This window comes from Dorea sp. AF24-7LB (assembly GCF_003478575.1).
GTDB classification, from domain to species: Bacteria; Bacillota; Clostridia; order Lachnospirales; family Lachnospiraceae; genus Dorea_D; species Dorea_D hominis.
Window position 1 is genome coordinate 12,680 of the sequence record NZ_QUFR01000012.1, and the last position, 17,736, is coordinate 30,415.

16 protein-coding genes are annotated in these 17,736 nt (G+C 41.2%); 2 read left to right on the forward strand and 14 right to left on the reverse strand.

The window, feature by feature from the left end:
* Positions 1-14: 14 nt before the first annotated feature.
* From cysK to DWY31_RS11260, 11 genes are all read right to left on the reverse strand, one after another.
* Entirely contained in the window at positions 15-947 is a 933-nt protein-coding gene (gene cysK / locus DWY31_RS11210; RefSeq protein WP_118520591.1) for a cysteine synthase A, read from the reverse strand.
* 376 nt (positions 948-1,323) lie between these two features.
* Positions 1,324-1,446 (reverse strand): MetS family NSS transporter small subunit, encoded by a 123-nt coding sequence (locus tag DWY31_RS11215; RefSeq protein WP_021860547.1) that lies wholly within the window; start codon positions 1,444-1,446, stop codon positions 1,324-1,326.
* Positions 1,447-1,465: 19 nt separating this feature from the next.
* A complete protein-coding gene (locus DWY31_RS11220; protein WP_118520593.1) occupies positions 1,466-2,956 on the reverse strand; it encodes a sodium-dependent transporter in 1,491 nt (496 codons plus the stop codon).
* Between the two features lie 378 nt (positions 2,957-3,334).
* On the reverse strand, positions 3,335-4,858 hold the full coding sequence (locus DWY31_RS11225) for a D-alanyl-D-alanine carboxypeptidase family protein (RefSeq protein WP_118520595.1): 1,524 nt from the start codon (positions 4,856-4,858) through the stop codon (positions 3,335-3,337).
* A gap of 394 nt (positions 4,859-5,252) precedes the next feature.
* Positions 5,253-5,909 (reverse strand): L-fuculose-phosphate aldolase, encoded by a 657-nt coding sequence (locus DWY31_RS11230; RefSeq protein WP_117537961.1) that lies wholly within the window; start codon positions 5,907-5,909, stop codon positions 5,253-5,255.
* A 59-nt stretch (positions 5,910-5,968) separates the two neighbouring features.
* Positions 5,969-7,408 (reverse strand): FGGY-family carbohydrate kinase, encoded by a 1,440-nt coding sequence (locus DWY31_RS11235; RefSeq protein ID WP_118520597.1) that lies wholly within the window; start codon positions 7,406-7,408, stop codon positions 5,969-5,971.
* A 30-nt stretch (positions 7,409-7,438) separates the two neighbouring features.
* The gene (locus DWY31_RS11240) at positions 7,439-8,389 is read right to left on the reverse strand and encodes a 2-hydroxyacid dehydrogenase (RefSeq protein ID WP_021860542.1); all 951 of its coding nucleotides are present in this window, start codon (positions 8,387-8,389) and stop codon (positions 7,439-7,441) included.
* 61 nt (positions 8,390-8,450) lie between these two features.
* On the reverse strand, positions 8,451-8,834 hold the full coding sequence (locus DWY31_RS11245; RefSeq protein ID WP_021860541.1) for an OsmC family protein: 384 nt from the start codon (positions 8,832-8,834) through the stop codon (positions 8,451-8,453).
* Positions 8,835-8,896: 62 nt separating this feature from the next.
* Positions 8,897-9,952 (reverse strand): S-methyl-5-thioribose-1-phosphate isomerase, encoded by a 1,056-nt coding sequence (locus DWY31_RS11250; RefSeq protein WP_117537962.1) that lies wholly within the window; start codon positions 9,950-9,952, stop codon positions 8,897-8,899.
* Positions 9,953-10,017: 65 nt separating this feature from the next.
* Positions 10,018-11,223, reverse strand: coding sequence for an S-methyl-5-thioribose kinase (gene mtnK / locus DWY31_RS11255; RefSeq protein ID WP_021860539.1), 1,206 nt, complete (start codon positions 11,221-11,223; stop codon positions 10,018-10,020).
* A 36-nt stretch (positions 11,224-11,259) separates the two neighbouring features.
* Positions 11,260-12,549, reverse strand: a complete 1,290-nt coding sequence (locus tag DWY31_RS11260; protein WP_243060562.1) for a Na+/H+ antiporter NhaC family protein — start codon at positions 12,547-12,549, stop codon at positions 11,260-11,262.
* A gap of 490 nt (positions 12,550-13,039) precedes the next feature.
* On the opposite strand from DWY31_RS11260, the gene DWY31_RS11265 reads away from it, so the two are divergent.
* Both DWY31_RS11265 and DWY31_RS11270 read left to right on the forward strand, forming a co-directional pair.
* Positions 13,040-13,810, forward strand: coding sequence for a DeoR/GlpR family DNA-binding transcription regulator (locus DWY31_RS11265; protein WP_118520601.1), 771 nt, complete (start codon positions 13,040-13,042; stop codon positions 13,808-13,810).
* Positions 13,811-13,851: 41 nt separating this feature from the next.
* Complete coding sequence (locus DWY31_RS11270) at positions 13,852-15,018, forward strand: iron-containing alcohol dehydrogenase (protein ID WP_021860536.1); 1,167 nt, start codon at positions 13,852-13,854, stop codon at positions 15,016-15,018.
* A 145-nt stretch (positions 15,019-15,163) separates the two neighbouring features.
* Here the strand turns inward: DWY31_RS11270 and DWY31_RS11275 are convergent, their stop codons facing one another.
* The 3 genes from DWY31_RS11275 to DWY31_RS11285 all read right to left on the reverse strand — a co-directional run bounded on the left by DWY31_RS11275 (position 15,164) and on the right by DWY31_RS11285 (position 17,715).
* Positions 15,164-16,348 carry an iron-containing alcohol dehydrogenase gene (locus DWY31_RS11275; protein WP_118520603.1) on the reverse strand — a complete coding sequence of 395 codons (1,185 nt, stop codon included), beginning with the start codon at positions 16,346-16,348 and terminating at the stop codon, positions 15,164-15,166.
* 869 nt (positions 16,349-17,217) lie between these two features.
* Complete coding sequence (locus DWY31_RS11280) at positions 17,218-17,439, reverse strand: hypothetical protein (protein WP_118520605.1); 222 nt, start codon at positions 17,437-17,439, stop codon at positions 17,218-17,220.
* Between the two features lie 15 nt (positions 17,440-17,454).
* Positions 17,455-17,715: a hypothetical protein gene (locus DWY31_RS11285; RefSeq protein WP_021860260.1), complete on the reverse strand. Its 261-nt coding sequence runs from the start codon at positions 17,713-17,715 to the stop codon at positions 17,455-17,457.
* Positions 17,716-17,736: the final 21 nt, after the last annotated feature.

The following is a 17,736-nucleotide window of genomic DNA, read 5'->3' on the forward strand; positions in this document are numbered from 1 at the left end:
ACTTCGCAGGTTATTTACTCTGTAAATAATGGTGTTGAATAATATCTGTCACCTGTATCTGGCAGTAATGCTACGATTGTCTTGCCTTTATTCTCTGGTTTCTTCGCATATTCGATTGCTGCATGAAGTGCTGCTCCTGAAGAAATACCTACCAGTACGCCTTCTTTCTTGGCAAGCAGTTTTGCTGCTGCAAATGCATCTTCATTTTCTGCTTTATAAATCTCATCGTATACAGATGTATTGAGTACGTCCGGTACAAATCCGGCACCGATTCCCTGAATCTTATGTGCTCCGCTCTTTCCTTCAGATAATACCGGTGAAGAAGCTGGCTCTAATGCTACGATCTTCACATCCGGTTTCTGCTCTTTCAGGTATTCACCGGTTCCTGTCAGTGTTCCACCGGTTCCGACACCTGCGATAAAGATGTCAACTTCACCATCTGTATCTTTCCAGATCTCCGGTCCTGTTGTTGCTTTGTGCACAGCAGGGTTTGCAGGATTTACAAACTGTCCCGGAATGAAGCTGTTCGGAATCTCTTTTGCAAGCTCTTCGGCCTTGGCAATTGCTCCTTTCATTCCTTTCGCGCCCTCTGTCAGCACTAACTCTGCACCGTATGCTTTCAGAATATTTCTTCTCTCAACGCTCATTGTCTCAGGCATTGTAAGAATAATACGATATCCTTTGGCTGCTGCGATGGATGCAAGTCCGATTCCTGTATTACCAGATGTTGGCTCAATAATCACAGAACCTTCCTTTAACTGTCCTTTGCTCTCTGCATCTTCGATCATTGCCTTTGCGATTCTGTCTTTTACACTTCCTGCCGGGTTGAAATACTCTAATTTTACAAGTACTTTTGCTTCCAAACCTAATTCTTTCTCAATATTTGCTACTTCTACAAGTGGTGTGTTTCCAATTAATCCTAATGTTCCTTTATAAATATTTGCCATTTTAAATCCCTCTTTCTATTTATCTGTAACGGTTCTACGTTTTTCTTCTATGATGCCAGGGGCAAAAGCCTAAAACTATGATATGCTTGCACACGAATGGTTTTATGGCATCTTCCTGTATAAAATATGCGATGATACTTCATCTTAAAACTGTGGGCAGCAACATCGGCTGCAACACCTTGCCACACAGCACAATTGATAAACTAACATTCGCCAGTGTTTTCTCACTGCACTACAGTTTCTGATCATCTTGTTCATCTCCTCATCTCTTCTTCATGTAAAGTATACTATCACTATAAACCTACTATGTCAATAGGTTTTATTCGAAAAAAGAAGCGATACACTCATATGTGCACCGCTCTTATTTTATAAACACTTATTTACTCTGCTCTTTCGCTTTCATTCTTTCTTTTTTAAACACTCTTGAAAGAAAGTAAACAAATCCACCAACATATCCTACAATTGTAATTACCATCATAATAATTGCATCCATCGTCATAACACATACCTTCTTTCTATTATTTTGCGATCTCGTCTTCTTTCATCTCGCCTTTTGCAGTTTTACTATTGAAGAATTTGGAAAGTGCAATACCTACAACAATAACAACTGCAAACTGAAGTAATACTGTTCCCGTATTATCCTGTATAATAAATGGATTCAGCCATGTATTCGGGAACCATTCTTTTGTCTGAAGAAGCCAGTAACCAACCATTCCTACTACTAAAACAGGAATAATATACATACATGCAGTATAGTATGCTTTTGGTAAATGTACGTCTGCGCCTTTTGCATTGACTTCTTCTGTACGCAATTTTTCTACTCCATATTTCCATGCAAGCACTGCAATAAATGCACCACTTACTAAAAGTCCAATTCCCCATACCCAGTCCTGATTATCGATGTTGATTAATGACCAGCATGAGAAACATCCTACAAGGAATCCTGCAAAACAAACACCAACAACTGCTTTCTTACGGGATACGCCAAGGTCAACTACACATTTGACACCGACCTCGATCATTGAGAACAGTGATGTAATAGCTGCAATTGCAAGCAGTCCGAAGAAAATAAATGAAATAAATCTTCCACCCGGAATTGTTGTAAATAACTGATAAATATAAATAAATGTAAGTCCGAAGTTACCCTGGCTAAGTGCCTCATTTGCTGCTTCCGGTGTTGCAGAAAGTGCACAGATTGCAGGAATTACTACAAGTGCTGAAAGGATGGCTCCAAGGTTATCACCAAGTCCCATGATCAGACAGCTTGTCGGAACGTCTTCATCTTTTCCAACATAGTTTGCATATGTAATAATGAATCCCCAACCGGCGCCGGTACTCCATGCTGCCTGAATAAAAGCCTGGATCCATGTATTCGGACTGAGAAGATATTCTTTCTTAATTGTAAAAAGATACTGCAGTCCCTGACTTGCTCCATTTAATGTAACTGCGTAAATTGCAAGTCCGACAAGAATGACAAATAATGACGGGATCGCTACTTTACAAAATCGCTCGATACCACCGGCAATTCCCTGATAAACGATAAAACATGCAACTGCAAATCCGATTGCGTGGAATAAAATAACCTGCCATTTAGAATCTGTAAATGCTGTCCACATTGCTGATGTAGTCTCGGTTGTCAGATTCGCTTTAAATGTGGCAACTGAATTTACCGCATATTTCATACAATATCCCTGAAGTACACAATAATAACTCATCAGGAAAAAACAAACTGCTGCCACGAAAAATCCCATCCATGTATATTTCTTTCCAGCAACATTACGGAAAGAACCGATACATCCAAGCCGGGTCTTCTTACCAATTGCCATCTCCGTTGAGAGAAGCGGTACTGCAAAAATCAGCATTGCGATCGTCCAGGCTAAAATAAATGCTCCTCCACCATTCGCCGCACATACTCGTGGAAATCGCCAGACATTTCCTGTACCAATACACATACCTAAAGCGGCTGCAATGTAACCTATGGTACTAAACTTTTCTTGTTTCTGTTCCATAATTAAACCTCCGTCCGAATACTACACTCGTCAGAAGCTCTAATTTCTTTCCTACCACCTGTTTCTTTCGCAACCGTAAAACTTCCGTGTGTATTCTAATTTTTCTTTCTAATCAGTATTTTTTGTAGATAATTACAGTTTTTTCTGATTTATCCGATTTATCCGAATTTTCTAATCACTGATTGATTTTATTTTAACGTTCACGGATTCAAAAGTCAATATAAATATTACATTTTTTAATTTCAGGTATTAGTATTTATTATGTGCAGTTATGTACTTGTCTATAACCGAAAGTAAAACTGGATCAAGCAAGAACGATTTTGCTATAAAAGAGCAGCCTTAGGACTGCTCTTTTATGTGCGCGTGTTCTATTTTCCCTTATCGTTTCCTCTTCTGCTTCTTCTTAAACCGTCGCATCTTAATCAAACGCGCAATAAACAGCAGAATCAGCACGAACAGAACAGCCACCAGCCCGGCGAGTTCATAACTCTTCGTTTTTCCGTATTGCTGATATTTGGCTGCAAGCTGCTTCCAGATTTTCTCCGGAAGGATTTTTTTGACTTTATTTTTAATCATCCTCTCAGTTTTGCCAGGTTTTGTAACTTTACTCTGATTTTTCACAAATGATTTTGGCTCAACTTTTGCCTTGTGTGCATCCAGATAAGACTGGCTCAGCTTCGCTCTTGCACTTCCGACAAGATTGCCTCTATAAGTATAAGTCAATGTTGCTTCGGACGGCATGCTCTTGTCTACTTCCATCTTCATCTTCAGATCTGAAAATTTTACCCCTTTTGGCAGCATGACATAACCGCTGTTCTCATCGGCAAGGATCTCCCCGACATCTTTTGATGTCTCATTGCCGGAAACCGACGTCTTTTTGAAATTCTTAAATGCATAATCGAATAAATGTCTCGTATCCGGGAAAATATTTCTTCCGTGTGTACGCATCACAACACAGACGAGTTTCGTATCGCCTTTTTTTGCCATCGTGATCAATGTTGCCAGTGCATCTGATGTAAATCCGGTCTTTCCGCCGACTGCATATTTATAATAATAAGAGCCACCCGGCCATAACATCTTATGCTTCTGGTAAAATTCGTGTTTCTCTACCGTCTTTGATTTTGGAATTGTGTAATTCAGTGTCTGTACAATCTTGAAAAATTCCGGATGTTTGAACAGCTCTCTTCCAATCAGTGCCATATCTCTGGCGCACGTATAATGATTCGGATCATGCAGACCATTCGTATTTGCAAAATGAGAATTATTTCCACCCAGTTCTTTGCATCTTACATTCATCTGCTGCACAAACCAGTTGTAATCATGTCCGGCATTTTTACCGACATTTGCCCCGACTGCGTACGCAGCTTCATTTGCCGATGCAAGAAGTGTCGCATACAACGCCTGTTCCAGCGTGATCTTATTCCCTTTTTTCAGCCCGATGGAGGAATCGCCCGGTTGAATAAATGACACGCAGTCTTTTGTAAATATAACCGGATCATCCATCTTGCCATTCTCCAGTGCAACCAATGCTGTCAGCACCTTTGTGATACTCGCCGGATATTCGTGTGTGTCAATGTTTTTTGCATACAGAATCGCACCTGTACCGGCATCCATCACAATTCCGGACTCTCCGTAAGTCCCCGGTCCTTTCGGCCAGCCCTTGATCTGGTTCGACTGGATCTTCATCTTATAGACTTTCTTTAATTCTTTTTCCCGCTGCTGTTCCGGTGTCAGCTTCTTTTTTGTTTTGCGTTTTTTTCCGGTCTTTTTCGCGGCTGTAGTTTTTGCAGTTACCTGGCCGTTTGTTCTCGCTGCATTTGCCTGCACCACCGGTCCCAGGCATAAAGACAGTGCAAGAAGCGTTGCCAGACATCTTCTTCCTATTTTTTTCCTATTAAACATATATTGCCCTTACTTTCGTTTACTGTTTTCTGCCGTTCCCCGTATGCGTCCAAATCAGATTTTCGACAGTTTTGTTCATTATACCACACTTTTCTCACTTCTCAAACCTTGCCGCTGGCAGCTTCTGGGGACGGGGCTTTTTGAGAAAAGCCCCGTCCCCATTTCAAAAAGCCCCTGTCCCCATTTCAAAAGCCCCGTCCCCATTTCAAAAGGCCCTGTCCCCATTTCAAAAGGCCCTGTCCCCATTTCACCGAAAAGCACTCGCAAAAAGGGCAAGAGCCATCGCTTTCGCGGTGGCTCTTTTATTTAAAGGGTTCCCTTCTCTATTATACAATGTATATTAAGGGAATGGAGGGTTATTTATATTATTTTAAAATGTGAATTGTCGGATAAATTAGTTTTTCTTTTTCGGCTGTCCGTAGCTCTTAAAGCTTTCCAGTACTTCTGCCATTTCTTCTTTAGACAGATATACAGGACCACCGATTGTCTTTGTACGGTACTCTAACTCAGCACAGAATTCCATTCCACATGCCAGAGAATAAGCGCTCTTTAAGCTTCCGCCGCAAGCGAGCATACCGTGGTTAGCAAGCAGAACTGCGTTGCTGTCACCGATTGTATCAGAAGCTGCTTTCGCAAGCTCCGGTGTTCCGTATGTGCAATACGGAGCACATGGTACTTCATCTACACCGGCATCTGCGATTACATAGTGAGCTGCTCTCAGTGGCTGACGAAGTGTTGCAAATACTGTACAGTACATAGAGTGTGTATGAACAACGGCTCTACATTCTGGTTTTGTTTTGTACATTGCTGTATGAAGTGCCCACTCGCTTGATGGTTTCTTGTCTCCATCTACGATATTAGCATCCAGGTCCATGATAACTACATCTTCCGGTTTTACATCGAAGTATCCGATTCCTGAAGGGCTGATAGCCATGTAACCTTTTTCTGCGTTATAAATACTGATATTTCCGCTTGTTCCGGATGTCAGTCTGTCAGCGCTCATCTTTTTGCCATATTCTACAATCTGTTCTCTTTCTTCCTGCATTAACATTGTTTTTCCCTCTTTCTTCATTAATTTCTGTTTCTTTTTCATAATCTATGCTAACTCCCTTAAGGATTTAACATCTGACGGTTTTTCAACCATTCTTTGTAATATTCCAGAATCAGGCTGTCCTCTTTTGGTGTGTAAATCGTTTCTGCCTGCTCTGTCTCTTTTTCGGATTCAATTCCGTAATATGCATTACAGATTCTTAAGCAGCCATTGATAGATGCTTGGCTGAATCCGTCCCGGATGATCAGTTTCTTTCCTGTCAGATCTGCCAAATGCTGGCATAACATCTTCGACTGGAAACCACCTGCACATCCTAAAATGTATTCTTTCTCATGTCCTGTCATCTCGCACAGACTTCTGTACTGTACATAGATAGAACATGCAATATCAGCTACGACTGCCCAGATCAGATGGATTGGTTTCATCGTTGCGTCAAATGGTGCTTTCATGACAAATCCACCCTTTTTCAGAGAACGTTTCTCCGAGAAATATAAGGATGAGAAAGATGCGGTACATAAATACTCGGTCTGTTTTGCCATCTCTTCTTCCAACTCCTCATAAGAAGTATCCGGAAAGAGAAAAGCTTTCATCTTCTGATAGTTCAGTCCGGTAACGCCCGGGTTTGTCTCAACCTGGTAAGTATCCCCGCCAAGGTTGGAATCTGTCCAGCAGCGCTCCTGTTTGTCATAATATTTATAATCTGTGATTGTTGCAACCGGCGAAGTTGTTCCGGATACTACCGCAACATCTCCGACACCCATTCCAACACTCTTCAGCGCAATCTGTGTATCAGCTCCGCCGACGATGAATTCTGCATCGTTGCTGATTCCCAGCTCATCTGCCATTTCTTTCTTAATCGTGCCAAGGCTGTCTCCGGCTTTGGCAATCTCCGGCAGAATGTCCATGGAAATTCCATAGTCTTTACAGAGTCTTTCGGACCAGTCTTTTTCTTCAATGTCAAAGAGCTGTGTCTCGCATGCCTGTGATGGTTCGATAACCAGTTTGCCTGTGAACATTTCCCCGATCCACTCGCTTAAACTTGTGATTTTTGCAATACTCTCGAACTCTTCCGGGTATTTTTTGCGGTATCCCATCAGCTTTGCTGCCGGGAAGTCTTCTGTTACCCAGCGACCGGTCTTTTCATAAATGAATGTGCAGTCTTCAATCTCTGCCATCCATGCACGGCCTCTGTTATCAATATTCGGAAGTCCCAGATAAGCCTTTCCTTCTTTATTATAAAGGACAATACTTTCCCGGGCTCCGGATGAAGTGATCGCACGTACCGGATGATCCGGAAACTCCTCCAGCAACTCTTTACAGCCGCCTAAAAGATTCTGTTCCCATTCTTCCGGGAGAAAATACTGTGCATCTTCATACTGTTTATCTTTGTAATATTGATTTTCGTAATTTCGAATTCCCCAGATGGTTCCATCGGCACTGACAAGTCCTATTCTGGAATTTCCGGTTCCCATATCTACAACCAGATAATTTGTTTCCATCTGCTTTTCTCCTTATTTAACTGAATTAAATTATTTATTTTCCTTCATCCATGCATCGATGCGGTCAGCCAGAATTCTTGACTGATGATCTGTTACTTCATAAGTTGCACCGCAGATATGTGGTGTCAGAAGTACATTGTCCAGTCTTGCGATCTCCAGTGCTTCCTCTGTCGGAGGTTCAACTTCCAAAACATCCAGGATTGCTCCGCGTATCTTCTTATTTCTTAGTACTTCCATCAGGGCCGGCTCATCTACAACTGCACTTCTTGCTGTATTTACGAAAATAGCTGTTTCTTTCATCTTTGCAAATAAATCTGCATTGATCATTCCCTTAGTACTGTCAAGTACCGGAAGATGAATAGAAACGATATCTGAATTTTTGAAAATCTCTTCCAGTTCACATTTCTTGTAGCTGTCTTTTACAAAATCTACAAATGGATCATAGAAAGAAATCTCACAACCATATGCTTCAAGGATCTTAGCTGCATGTTTTCCAACTGCTCCAAAGCCGACGAATCCGACTTTCTTTCCGCAAAGCTCGTTTCCCATCCATGTGTAGTAAGGAGTTGTTCCTTCTACCCATTTACCATCTTTGATCCACTGTACTGCCGGAACCAGGTTACGCATATAGCTTACAAGAAGTCCTGACAGCATCTCTGCTACAGCCTGTGCATTTCTTGCCGGTGTGCAGAGAACCGGTATATTTGCTTTCTTGCATGCTTCTACATCAATATTTGCCGGATTTGCACGACAGTCTCCGATGAAAATCAGTTTGTCATATCCGTTTAATACCTTTTCTGTTACACGGTCAAGCTCTGTGATCAGTGCGTCCGGCTGTTCTTTCTTTAGAACTTCCAGCATCTCATCTTCATAATAACGCTCTCCGGTAGTTGTCCACGGATCATATACGATCTCATCAAAATAAGTTTCGAGTCTTTTTCTTTCGCTTTCAATAAAAGGTGCTCTGATTAATAATTTCATTTTATCATTCTCTCCTTTTTACTCTTATCCTGTTCGCTGTCGTTTCTATTTTCTACTAAATCTATTCTCCAAGTGGTTCAAATACAAGTTCTTTAGAAAGATTACTTTTCACAAGGCAATCATCATAAGCTCTCTTCGCTACATCTTCGGATACTTCTTTCGGAACTCCTGTAACTTCGATCTTATGTCTGATATATGTTTTTTTATCATCGTGATAATCAAGTGCTACTGTTACAATAACTTTTTTGAATTCAATTCCATCTGCTTCACAAATCTTACGTGCGCATACGTCCAAACATGCTGCATATCCGGCTTCGATGAAATCATGTGGTCCGAATACATATCCGTCTCCGCCATATTCTGTTGGATTGTCACAGTCTACGGAAACTTTTCCGTTAGAAATAACAGAGCCATATTTTCTTTCTTTATTCATACATGTAACCATTGTTCTTACCTCTTTTCTTTATCTAAAGTCGGGGCAAAAGTCCCGGCTATAATGTTTTAATTTTAGTAGAAGTCTTTCACTTCACCTTTGAAGTAATCATTTAACAGATACGGTACATAGACACCTTTATCTGTTACAACACCACTGATGAGATGTGGCGGTACTATATCGAATGATGGATAGATTCCTTTTACTTCCGGAATTGTATTCGGGATACCTCGGTAAGAAAGTACCTGTGCAGGATCTCTTTCCTCGATAACGATATCTTTTCCGTACATTTTGTCTTCATCCGGGATTCCTGTTACATAGTATGGAATTCCGAAATATTTTGCCAGAATGGAAATCTGGAAAGTACCGATCTTGTTAGCAATATGACCATCTCTTGCGATCGTATCTGCTGCTGAAGTAAAGAGATCGATACCTTTGTGCTGCATAGAATAAGCTACCATATTATCTGTAATAACTGTTGTATCGAATCCCATCTGTGCACAGCATGTAGATGTCAGTCTAGCTCCCTGCAGATACGGTCTTGTCTCTGCACAGAAGATTTTAATATCGTTGTTGTTCTTTCTTGCTGCACGAAGCATCATTCCGATGATTGTCTCACCGAAGCACTGTGTAAGGATTGTTCCGTTCTTCGGGAACAGAGCTGCCAGGTTCTCTCCGACTTTACCCATTGTTGTATATCTTCTGTTCAGAGAATCAACAGTTCTGTTGAAACATGCTTCTACTGCACTTTTTCCTTCTGCAAGTGCTTCTTTTGCAACTTTTAAGCAGCCTTCTGTGATAATTCCCATACGGTTTGCTGTTGTCGGCCTTGCATGTGAAATATCATAAGAAGCCTGTGTTAAGAACTTGATCTGCTCTTCTTCTGTCTTTCCTTCTACTTCGTGTGCTGCCAGTGCCATTCCCATACCAGCTGCTGTATATGGTCCTGCACTCTGCGTAACCATATCTGTGATTGCCTGTGCAACTTCTTTATAAGTTGTACACTCAACAAATTTTACCTCTGTAGGATAAATTCTACGGTCTAATATTCTTACTTTTCCATTCTCATACCATGCTACATTTTCATACTGGAGCATGAATGCCAAATCCTGATCACATCTTTCCATCATACATCTTCCTTTTCTTATAGATACTTTCCGGACCGTTTTACCAGCCCGGAAAGTGATTTCTTTACTTATTTTAAATATTCTTTACCCACAGCTTTGATTGCTGCTCCGTCTTTCAGAGTTCTTCTTTCCTTGATCAGCTTAATACCAATCTGTATCAAAGCTCTCTCCATCGGTACTCTCTGGTCAACATTTGTAACAGAAGTAACTTCTTTTACTTTTGAGTCTCCAACGACACGACGGATGATTTCTGTTCCGGCATATCCAAAGGAATCTGCCATTACTTTGTCTGTGTAATATTTCTTGAATCCTTCTGTCTTGTACAGCGGGAATTCAACAAGCGCATCCCATTTTGCTGAGAATTTCTCTTTGAACTTATCTGTAACTTCTCCGATTGTCTTCTCAATCCATGTCAGGAATTCTGTATTTTCAGAATCTGTGTAGTATTTGTTTGCCCAGGCAAAGAACAGGTTTCCGATTACATTACCGATATCATATCCCATTGGTCCATAGAATGCAAATTCAGGATCGATTACCTTTGTTCCTTCTTGATTTACGAAAATAGAGCCTGAATGTAAATCTCCGTGGATCAGTGCCTGTGCATGATTCATAAAGTCATCACGAAGCTGTCCTACCTCTGCATGCAGGTCTTCATCTCCATAGAGTTTTTCTTTTACGAAATCCATGTTCTGATCCAGGATGATGTTACGTCCCTTGTAATCATAGTATGGCTCTGTAAATACCAGATCTTCTGAAATATCGCAAAGTTCCGGGTTTGTAAATAATTTTACTTTTTCTTTCTTCTCTGCTCTGTTCATGATCAGATCTGTTGTTGGAAGCAGCGTATCTGCCATAAAAGTTGCAATATCATCTGCAAGTTTCGGGAAAGTCTTACCTGCTGCCATCTCTGTACGAAGGTTCTTATAAGCGGAAATATCTTCCATAGATAATGCATACATGTTCTCATCATAGAGGTAAATTTCCGGAACAAATCCTTCTGATAATTTTCCTTCAATGCCAAGAATCTCTGCTTCAATTTTATTACGATGCATATCAAGCGGTCTTCCTGATGAACGAAGAACGGTATCTGCCTGTTTGATGATCAGAGATTTTCCTGTTTCCGGATTCCAGACTTTAAATACATAGTTGATGTTTCCATCACCGATCTCGATTGCTTCTAATTTTTCGTCTTCTTTAAAATATCCAACTTTTTCTACTGCATATTCTTTTGCTGTATCAACATTCAGCAAAAAATGCTTTGAATATTTATCCATTTTTAAATTCCTGCTTTCTGTCTTTAATTTCTGTTCTTAGTTTGCTTTTGCAGCTTTTCCTTTGAATTTCGGCCATCCAATGACAATAAAGATTACACCGAAAATGATCATGAGGATGTCATACCATACATATGGCATAATAGTTACAGGAGCGATCTTAGCCATAGCACCGGCTGTCAGTAACTGTCCTGCATATGGTGTTAAACCATTGAATGCAGATGAGAACAGGTCAAGAATGCTGGCTGTTCTTGCCGGAGCGATATCAAACTCTTCTGAGATATCTTTTGCGATCGGTCCAACAGCGATGATTGAAATTGTGTTGTTTGTTGTTGCTACGTCTACTAAACTTACAAGTGCTGCGATACTAAGTTCTGCACCTACTTTGGATTTCATTCCCTTAGCCAGTTTGTTCAGTAACCAGTCGATACCACCCAGATACTGCATGATTGCAACAAGACCACCTACGAAGATAGCGATAACTGCCATGTCCTGCATACCCTTCATACCTTCGTGTACAACCGTGAATGATTTTACAAATGAGAAATCTCCGTGGAAAACTCCGATAACCATTCCGGAAATAACGGAAATTGTCATAGCCATTACTGCATGCATTCCTGCCAGAGATAATACAATGATTAAAATATAAGGAACTAAGTTCACAAAGTTGATTGCTCCGCCTGCGGAAATCTTAGTTGCATCAATCGGATACAATGCAAGTGCTACTACTGTAATGATAACAGCAGGTCCAACCATGAAAATGTTTGCTTTAAATTTTTCTTTGTTTCCAATTCCCTGTGTTGTTGTCGCTGCGATTGTTGTATCAGAAATGAAGGAAAGGTTATCACCGAACATTGCTCCACCTACTACTATACCGCTGACAAGTGCTACGCTTACGCCTGTTTTAGATGCGATATCAATTCCGATTGGCATCAGGGCTGCTACAGTACCCATTGAAGTTCCCATTGAGAAACTCAGTATACAACCGATTAAGAATAATCCCGGAAGGATCATGTTGGCCGGCAAAATTGAAATACCGATGTTTGTTACTGTATCTGTTGCGTGCATTCCGCTTGCTACTCCGTAGAATGCTCCGGCCAGCATGTAGATGATTACCATCAGGATCAATGTGTCATCTCCGCCACCTTTGCAGAACATAACCATTTTCTCTGTAAATGATTTTTTCTCAGCTACCGGGCTTTTCATAAATAATGAAATTCCGGATGCTAAAAAGATACCGATCATTAATGGGAAGTTACCGAAATCGCCGGTTCCGATGCCCATTGCGAAATAAACTACCAGGAATATTACCAGAGGTAATAACCCCATAAAGCTTCCTTTCTTGTTGTTAGCGTTTTCCATTTTACTCTTCCTTTCTTAACGTTATATGTATTTTCTTTTTTTAATGAAGTTCCTGGATTATCTTGTGGTCTTTTGTTTTGTATCCGTTTCTTCATTAATAATAACGTTCGCTTGAATTGAATTTTGATACTGTGTCATGTTGTCGTGCGCTTGCATTCAACATAAAATGTCATTTTTCCTAAATACCTCTCAAAATCACATTTTATTACGTCTACCCTCCTTCGTCTGTTTTGCTATAACAACAAATTACAACATTGCTACACATTTGTCAACACTATTTTTGTTGCTTTTTTTTATTTTTTTTGGCATTTTCTTGACTTTTATAGTCATTTTCACAACTCGTTCCAATTTTTTTCAATTTTAATGTTGAAAAATGCGAGTTTTTTTGGTATTATATTCATGCATTCAATAATATTATATATTTTTCCTATAATAATACTGAAAGGATTTACGAGTTATGTTAAAGATTGACAGACAAAAACACCTGGACGAGGAACTTCATACATATGGAAGCATCTTGATCTCCACAATGAGTCAGAAGCTGAATTGTAGTGAAGAAACGATTCGAAGGGATTTAAAGGAAATGGAAGCGCAGAACAAGCTGAAGCGTATCCATGGTGGAGCATTCCTGCCGGATGCAGATGACAAAGGTGCACCCGTACAATTACGTGAAACATTTTTCTCACAGGAAAAAAAACGACTTGCAGCATGTGCAATTGATCGCTTTATTAAAGACGGAGATACTATTTTTTTAGATTGCAGTACAACCTGCCTGGCACTTGCTAAGGAACTTGTACAACGGAATCAAAAAATGACCATTATTACTAACTCTCTTCGTATTATAAATTTATTTGGCAATCAATCTTCTGCCCTGAAGCTTATTGCACTTGGCGGAACATTCCGTCAGCGTTCCAATTCATTTACAGGATATCAGACTACGGATGCGATATCCTATTACATTGCAGATAAGTGCTTTATCAGCAACTCAGCCATCGACTTAACCCACGGTCTGCTCGACAACAATATGAACGAAAGCCAGGTAAGAAAAGCTTTCATCTCTCAATCACGTAAACATTATCTGGTCGCTGACCATACCAAATTTTCAGATACTGCGGAATATAAGATCACAGATTTGAAAGATATTGATATGATTATCACAGATAAACGTCTATCCGATGTATGGGAAGATAAATTGCAACAATGCAACATTCCCATTTGTTATTGCTAAATACTACAAATCAGGTATAGAACCCTCAGGAGGCAATACAAATGTTAAACTTTCACTATAGAAACCCGGCCCGCATCTTCTTCGGTGACGGAGCTGAAAATAATATGTACGATCTTTTAAAAGAATATAAAGTTACTTCTCTGATGTTTGTTTACAGCGGAGATTTCATCAAAACACTTGGTATCTGGGATGTGATCAAAGATGCCTGCGATAAACTTGGAATCGATTTCCAGGAATGTGGGGAAGTTGTTCCGAACCCGAAGATCGAACTGATCCGTGACCTTGTTAAAGTTTGTAAAGAGCACAAGACAGACTTCGTACTCGCTGCAGGCGGCGGAAGTTCTGTAGATACAGCAAAATCCATCGCACTTGGTATTCCTTACGATGGAGATGTTTGGGATTTCTTTGATGGATCAGCAACACCGGAAACAGCAGTTCCGGTTGGCGCTATCACAACTCTTCCGGCAAGTGGATCTGAGACATCCAATGCAGCTATCGTTTCTAACGGACTGATGAAATTAGGATTCGAAGATGACATGATCATTCCGAAATTTGCGATCATGAACCCAAAATATACCATGGGACTTCCGGCATACCAGACATCCTGCGGATGTGCTGATATCCTCTCCCACCTGTTAGAGAGATATTTCTCTGATGTTGCTCACACCGATACAACTGACTACATGATCGAAGGTGCTGTTCAGGCAGCAATGATCAATGCCAAACGTCTGATGAAAGATCCTGCAAACTATGATGCCCGTGCCGAGATCCAGTGGCTTGCATCTGTTGCTCACAACGGAATTCTGGATACAGGACGTGCCGCTGACTGGGGTTCACACAGAATCGAGCACGAGCTCAGCGCCCAGTATGGTATTACACACGGCGAAGGAATGGCAGTAATTCTCATAGCATGGTGCAAATACATGGCTGAAGTTAAGCCTTACAAACTTGCCCAGCTTGCTGTTCGTGTATTCAATGCTGATCCATACAACTACACCGAAAAAGAACTTGCTTACATCTTAGCTGATAAGTTAAAAGAATTCTTCCAGTCACTGAATCTTCGTACTTCCCTCACAGAGATGGAAATCGACGATGCACACTTCGAAGAAATGGCTAACAGAGCTACACACAATGACACCGCTCCGGTAGGACATTACGTACCGCTGCATGTGAAAGAGTTTGTTGAGATTCTGAAGCTTGCGATTTAAATTAAAAAGGGGACAGGGATTTTCTAGAAAATCCCCGTCCCCTTTTTAATTTGCACCTGGCACTTTCTAAAAATGCCCCGTCCCCTCTTTATTTTCCACATGGTTTCCACAGATTATCCCCCGTTTTTCCACGAAGTTATCCACATTATTGGGATAACTTGTAAATTTCGTACATATCTTCCTCGTGTAATACTTTTGCAGATCCCTGGCTTCCGCCACATGCTGTGGCACATCTTTTTGCCATTTCTCGCATTTGGGCATCTGTAGGCTTGATTCCAAGTTCTTGCATATTTGTCGGCATATTGATCTCATGGTAAAATGATTCCATTGCCTGGATTCCTTTTTCAGCGATCTCTTCGTCTGTACCTTCTCCGGTCACGCCCATTACGTTTCTTGCATAGCGTTCGAATCTTGGAAGCGCGTCTTTGCATACATATCTTGCCCAGCTTGACCAGATTGCTGCAAGACCGGCGCCGTGTGTCACATCAAACATTCCGCCCATCTCATGTTCCAGCATATGGGTTGCAAAATCTCCACCATCATTGCCACAACCGGTCAGATTGTTATGTGCCAGTGAACCGGCCCACATTACTTCTGCTCTCGCTTCGTAATTTTCCGGGTCCGTATGCAAGATCTTTGCATATGTCATGACGGTGCGCAGTAAGCCCTCCGCGATAGCGTCTGTCAGCTCCATATTTCCGCCATTTGTAAAATAACGCTCCATGGTATGCATCATGATATCTGCGCAGCCACACTCTGTTTGATAGTCTGGCAGGGACATGGTAAGCTCTGGATTCATAATTGCAAACTTCGGGCGACTGATATCATCGTCATAAGCCCTCTTATCCTTCGTATCTGCCTTTGTAATAACGCAGCTGTTACTTGTCTCGCTTCCTGCTGCCGCAATCGTTAAAACGGACGCTACAGGCAAGAATTTCTTTGCTGTTCTTGTATGTGCAAATAAGGTCCACACATCTTCTTCTGGCTCCGCCAGTCCATAGGAAATCGCTTTCACAGTATCTATGACAGATCCTCCACCGACTGCCAGTACAAAATCCGCTTCCATTTTCTTGCCGAGCTCGATTCCTTCATATACTTTTGACAAATGTGGATTCGGCACAACACCACCAAGCAGTTCATATGTAATTCCTTCTGTCTTTACAGATTCCGTAACCGCATCCATCACCCCATTTTTCAACACCCGGTCACTTCCATACACGATCAGAAGCTTTGTTCCGCCATATTTCTTCACGTATGCGCCTGTCTGTGCATGTGTCCCCTTTCCGAATACAACTTCCGTCGGTGAATAATAATTGAAATTATTAGCCATTTTTCTCCTCCTGTTCTTTAGCAAGCTCTTTCCTGTTCTTTCTCATGTAAGCTTTCTTGCTTGTTTTTCAGCTTACCTTCTGTATCTGCAGTTTCTCTCTGCAAGTATTGTATACTGTTATTTTAACTCACTAAGGCTAAGATAGGCAAAGAATTTTTCTTTTATCTTCTTCTGCTTTCCAATACCCATTTGGGGATACTTTTACTTGCTTTTACATATCCTTTCTGCCCTCTATTAATCATCCAGGGATACGGCAGATCGATGGGCGATATCCCTCATATCTCTTTTAGCTTGCTTGGGGATACCCGTCTGTATCTCCTTCTGGCTCATTAGCTTGCTTGGGGATACCCGTCTGTATCTCCTTCTGGCTCATTAGCTTGCTTGGGGATACCCGTCTGTATCTCCTTCTGACTCATTGACTCACTTTGGGATATCTCCATGTATCCCTTTATAGCTTTTCTACTTCTCTTGGGATACTTACACTTGCTTTTGCGTATCCCTTCTGTCTTCTATTACCTATAAAGAGATTCAACAAGCAAATGTTTTGTATCCCTTACATCTCTTTTAACTTATCGGGGATACTCTCCCGTATCTCCTTCTGGCTTACCAGCCGCTTAGGGATATTTCACTATATCCCCTCTTCTCCAACACTTTCTATCAGGGATATCAAGCTGCCTCCATCACCATAATTTGCCGAATTATTACTGACATCTTCCTTCGGATGCTATAATCAAAAAAAGCGCTGCTCTGCAGCGGATCTCCCGCCACAAAAACAACGCCTCTTTTTTCACTTTACTCACTCAGACATGTCTACTTACAATTTAATCATTTCTCATCTGAGCAGTTTTTCTTTGACCCAGTCTCTCTGCCTAATCTGCGTCAGAACTGTCAGCTTCCTCTCCATTCGCTTCTTCTACGTCCAGAGAATCATCTGCATACAAGTCAGACAACTGATCTTCCAGATCTTTCTGTTCGCTTTTTAAATTATGGCGTCTTACCGCCCACACGATCACTACTACAAGCAGAATGATCAGTGCCAGGAGGTCGAGCCAGTCAAAGCCGAGCTTTGTATGTTCGATAATATATCTCATCTGCTTACCTCCTTTTTATACTTTGGCAGTTCCATTTGCCTGAACTGCTTCTCCTGCCTGTACAGTTTCACCTGCTGCCATTTCCGGCTGGTTTTCTGCCATCTCTTCGCGGATTTCCTGGATCTTCTGATCCAGGTCATCCTCAAAGTCATTTAATCGTTTCTTCTGATTCCGGTGATGTACCAGGATCATGACAACCAGTATAACTGCAACGATCAGTGCCGGTATATCCCAGGAATGTATTCCTAAGTTATGCACAAATTCATAATAACGCATATGTTTTACCTCCTTTTCCTG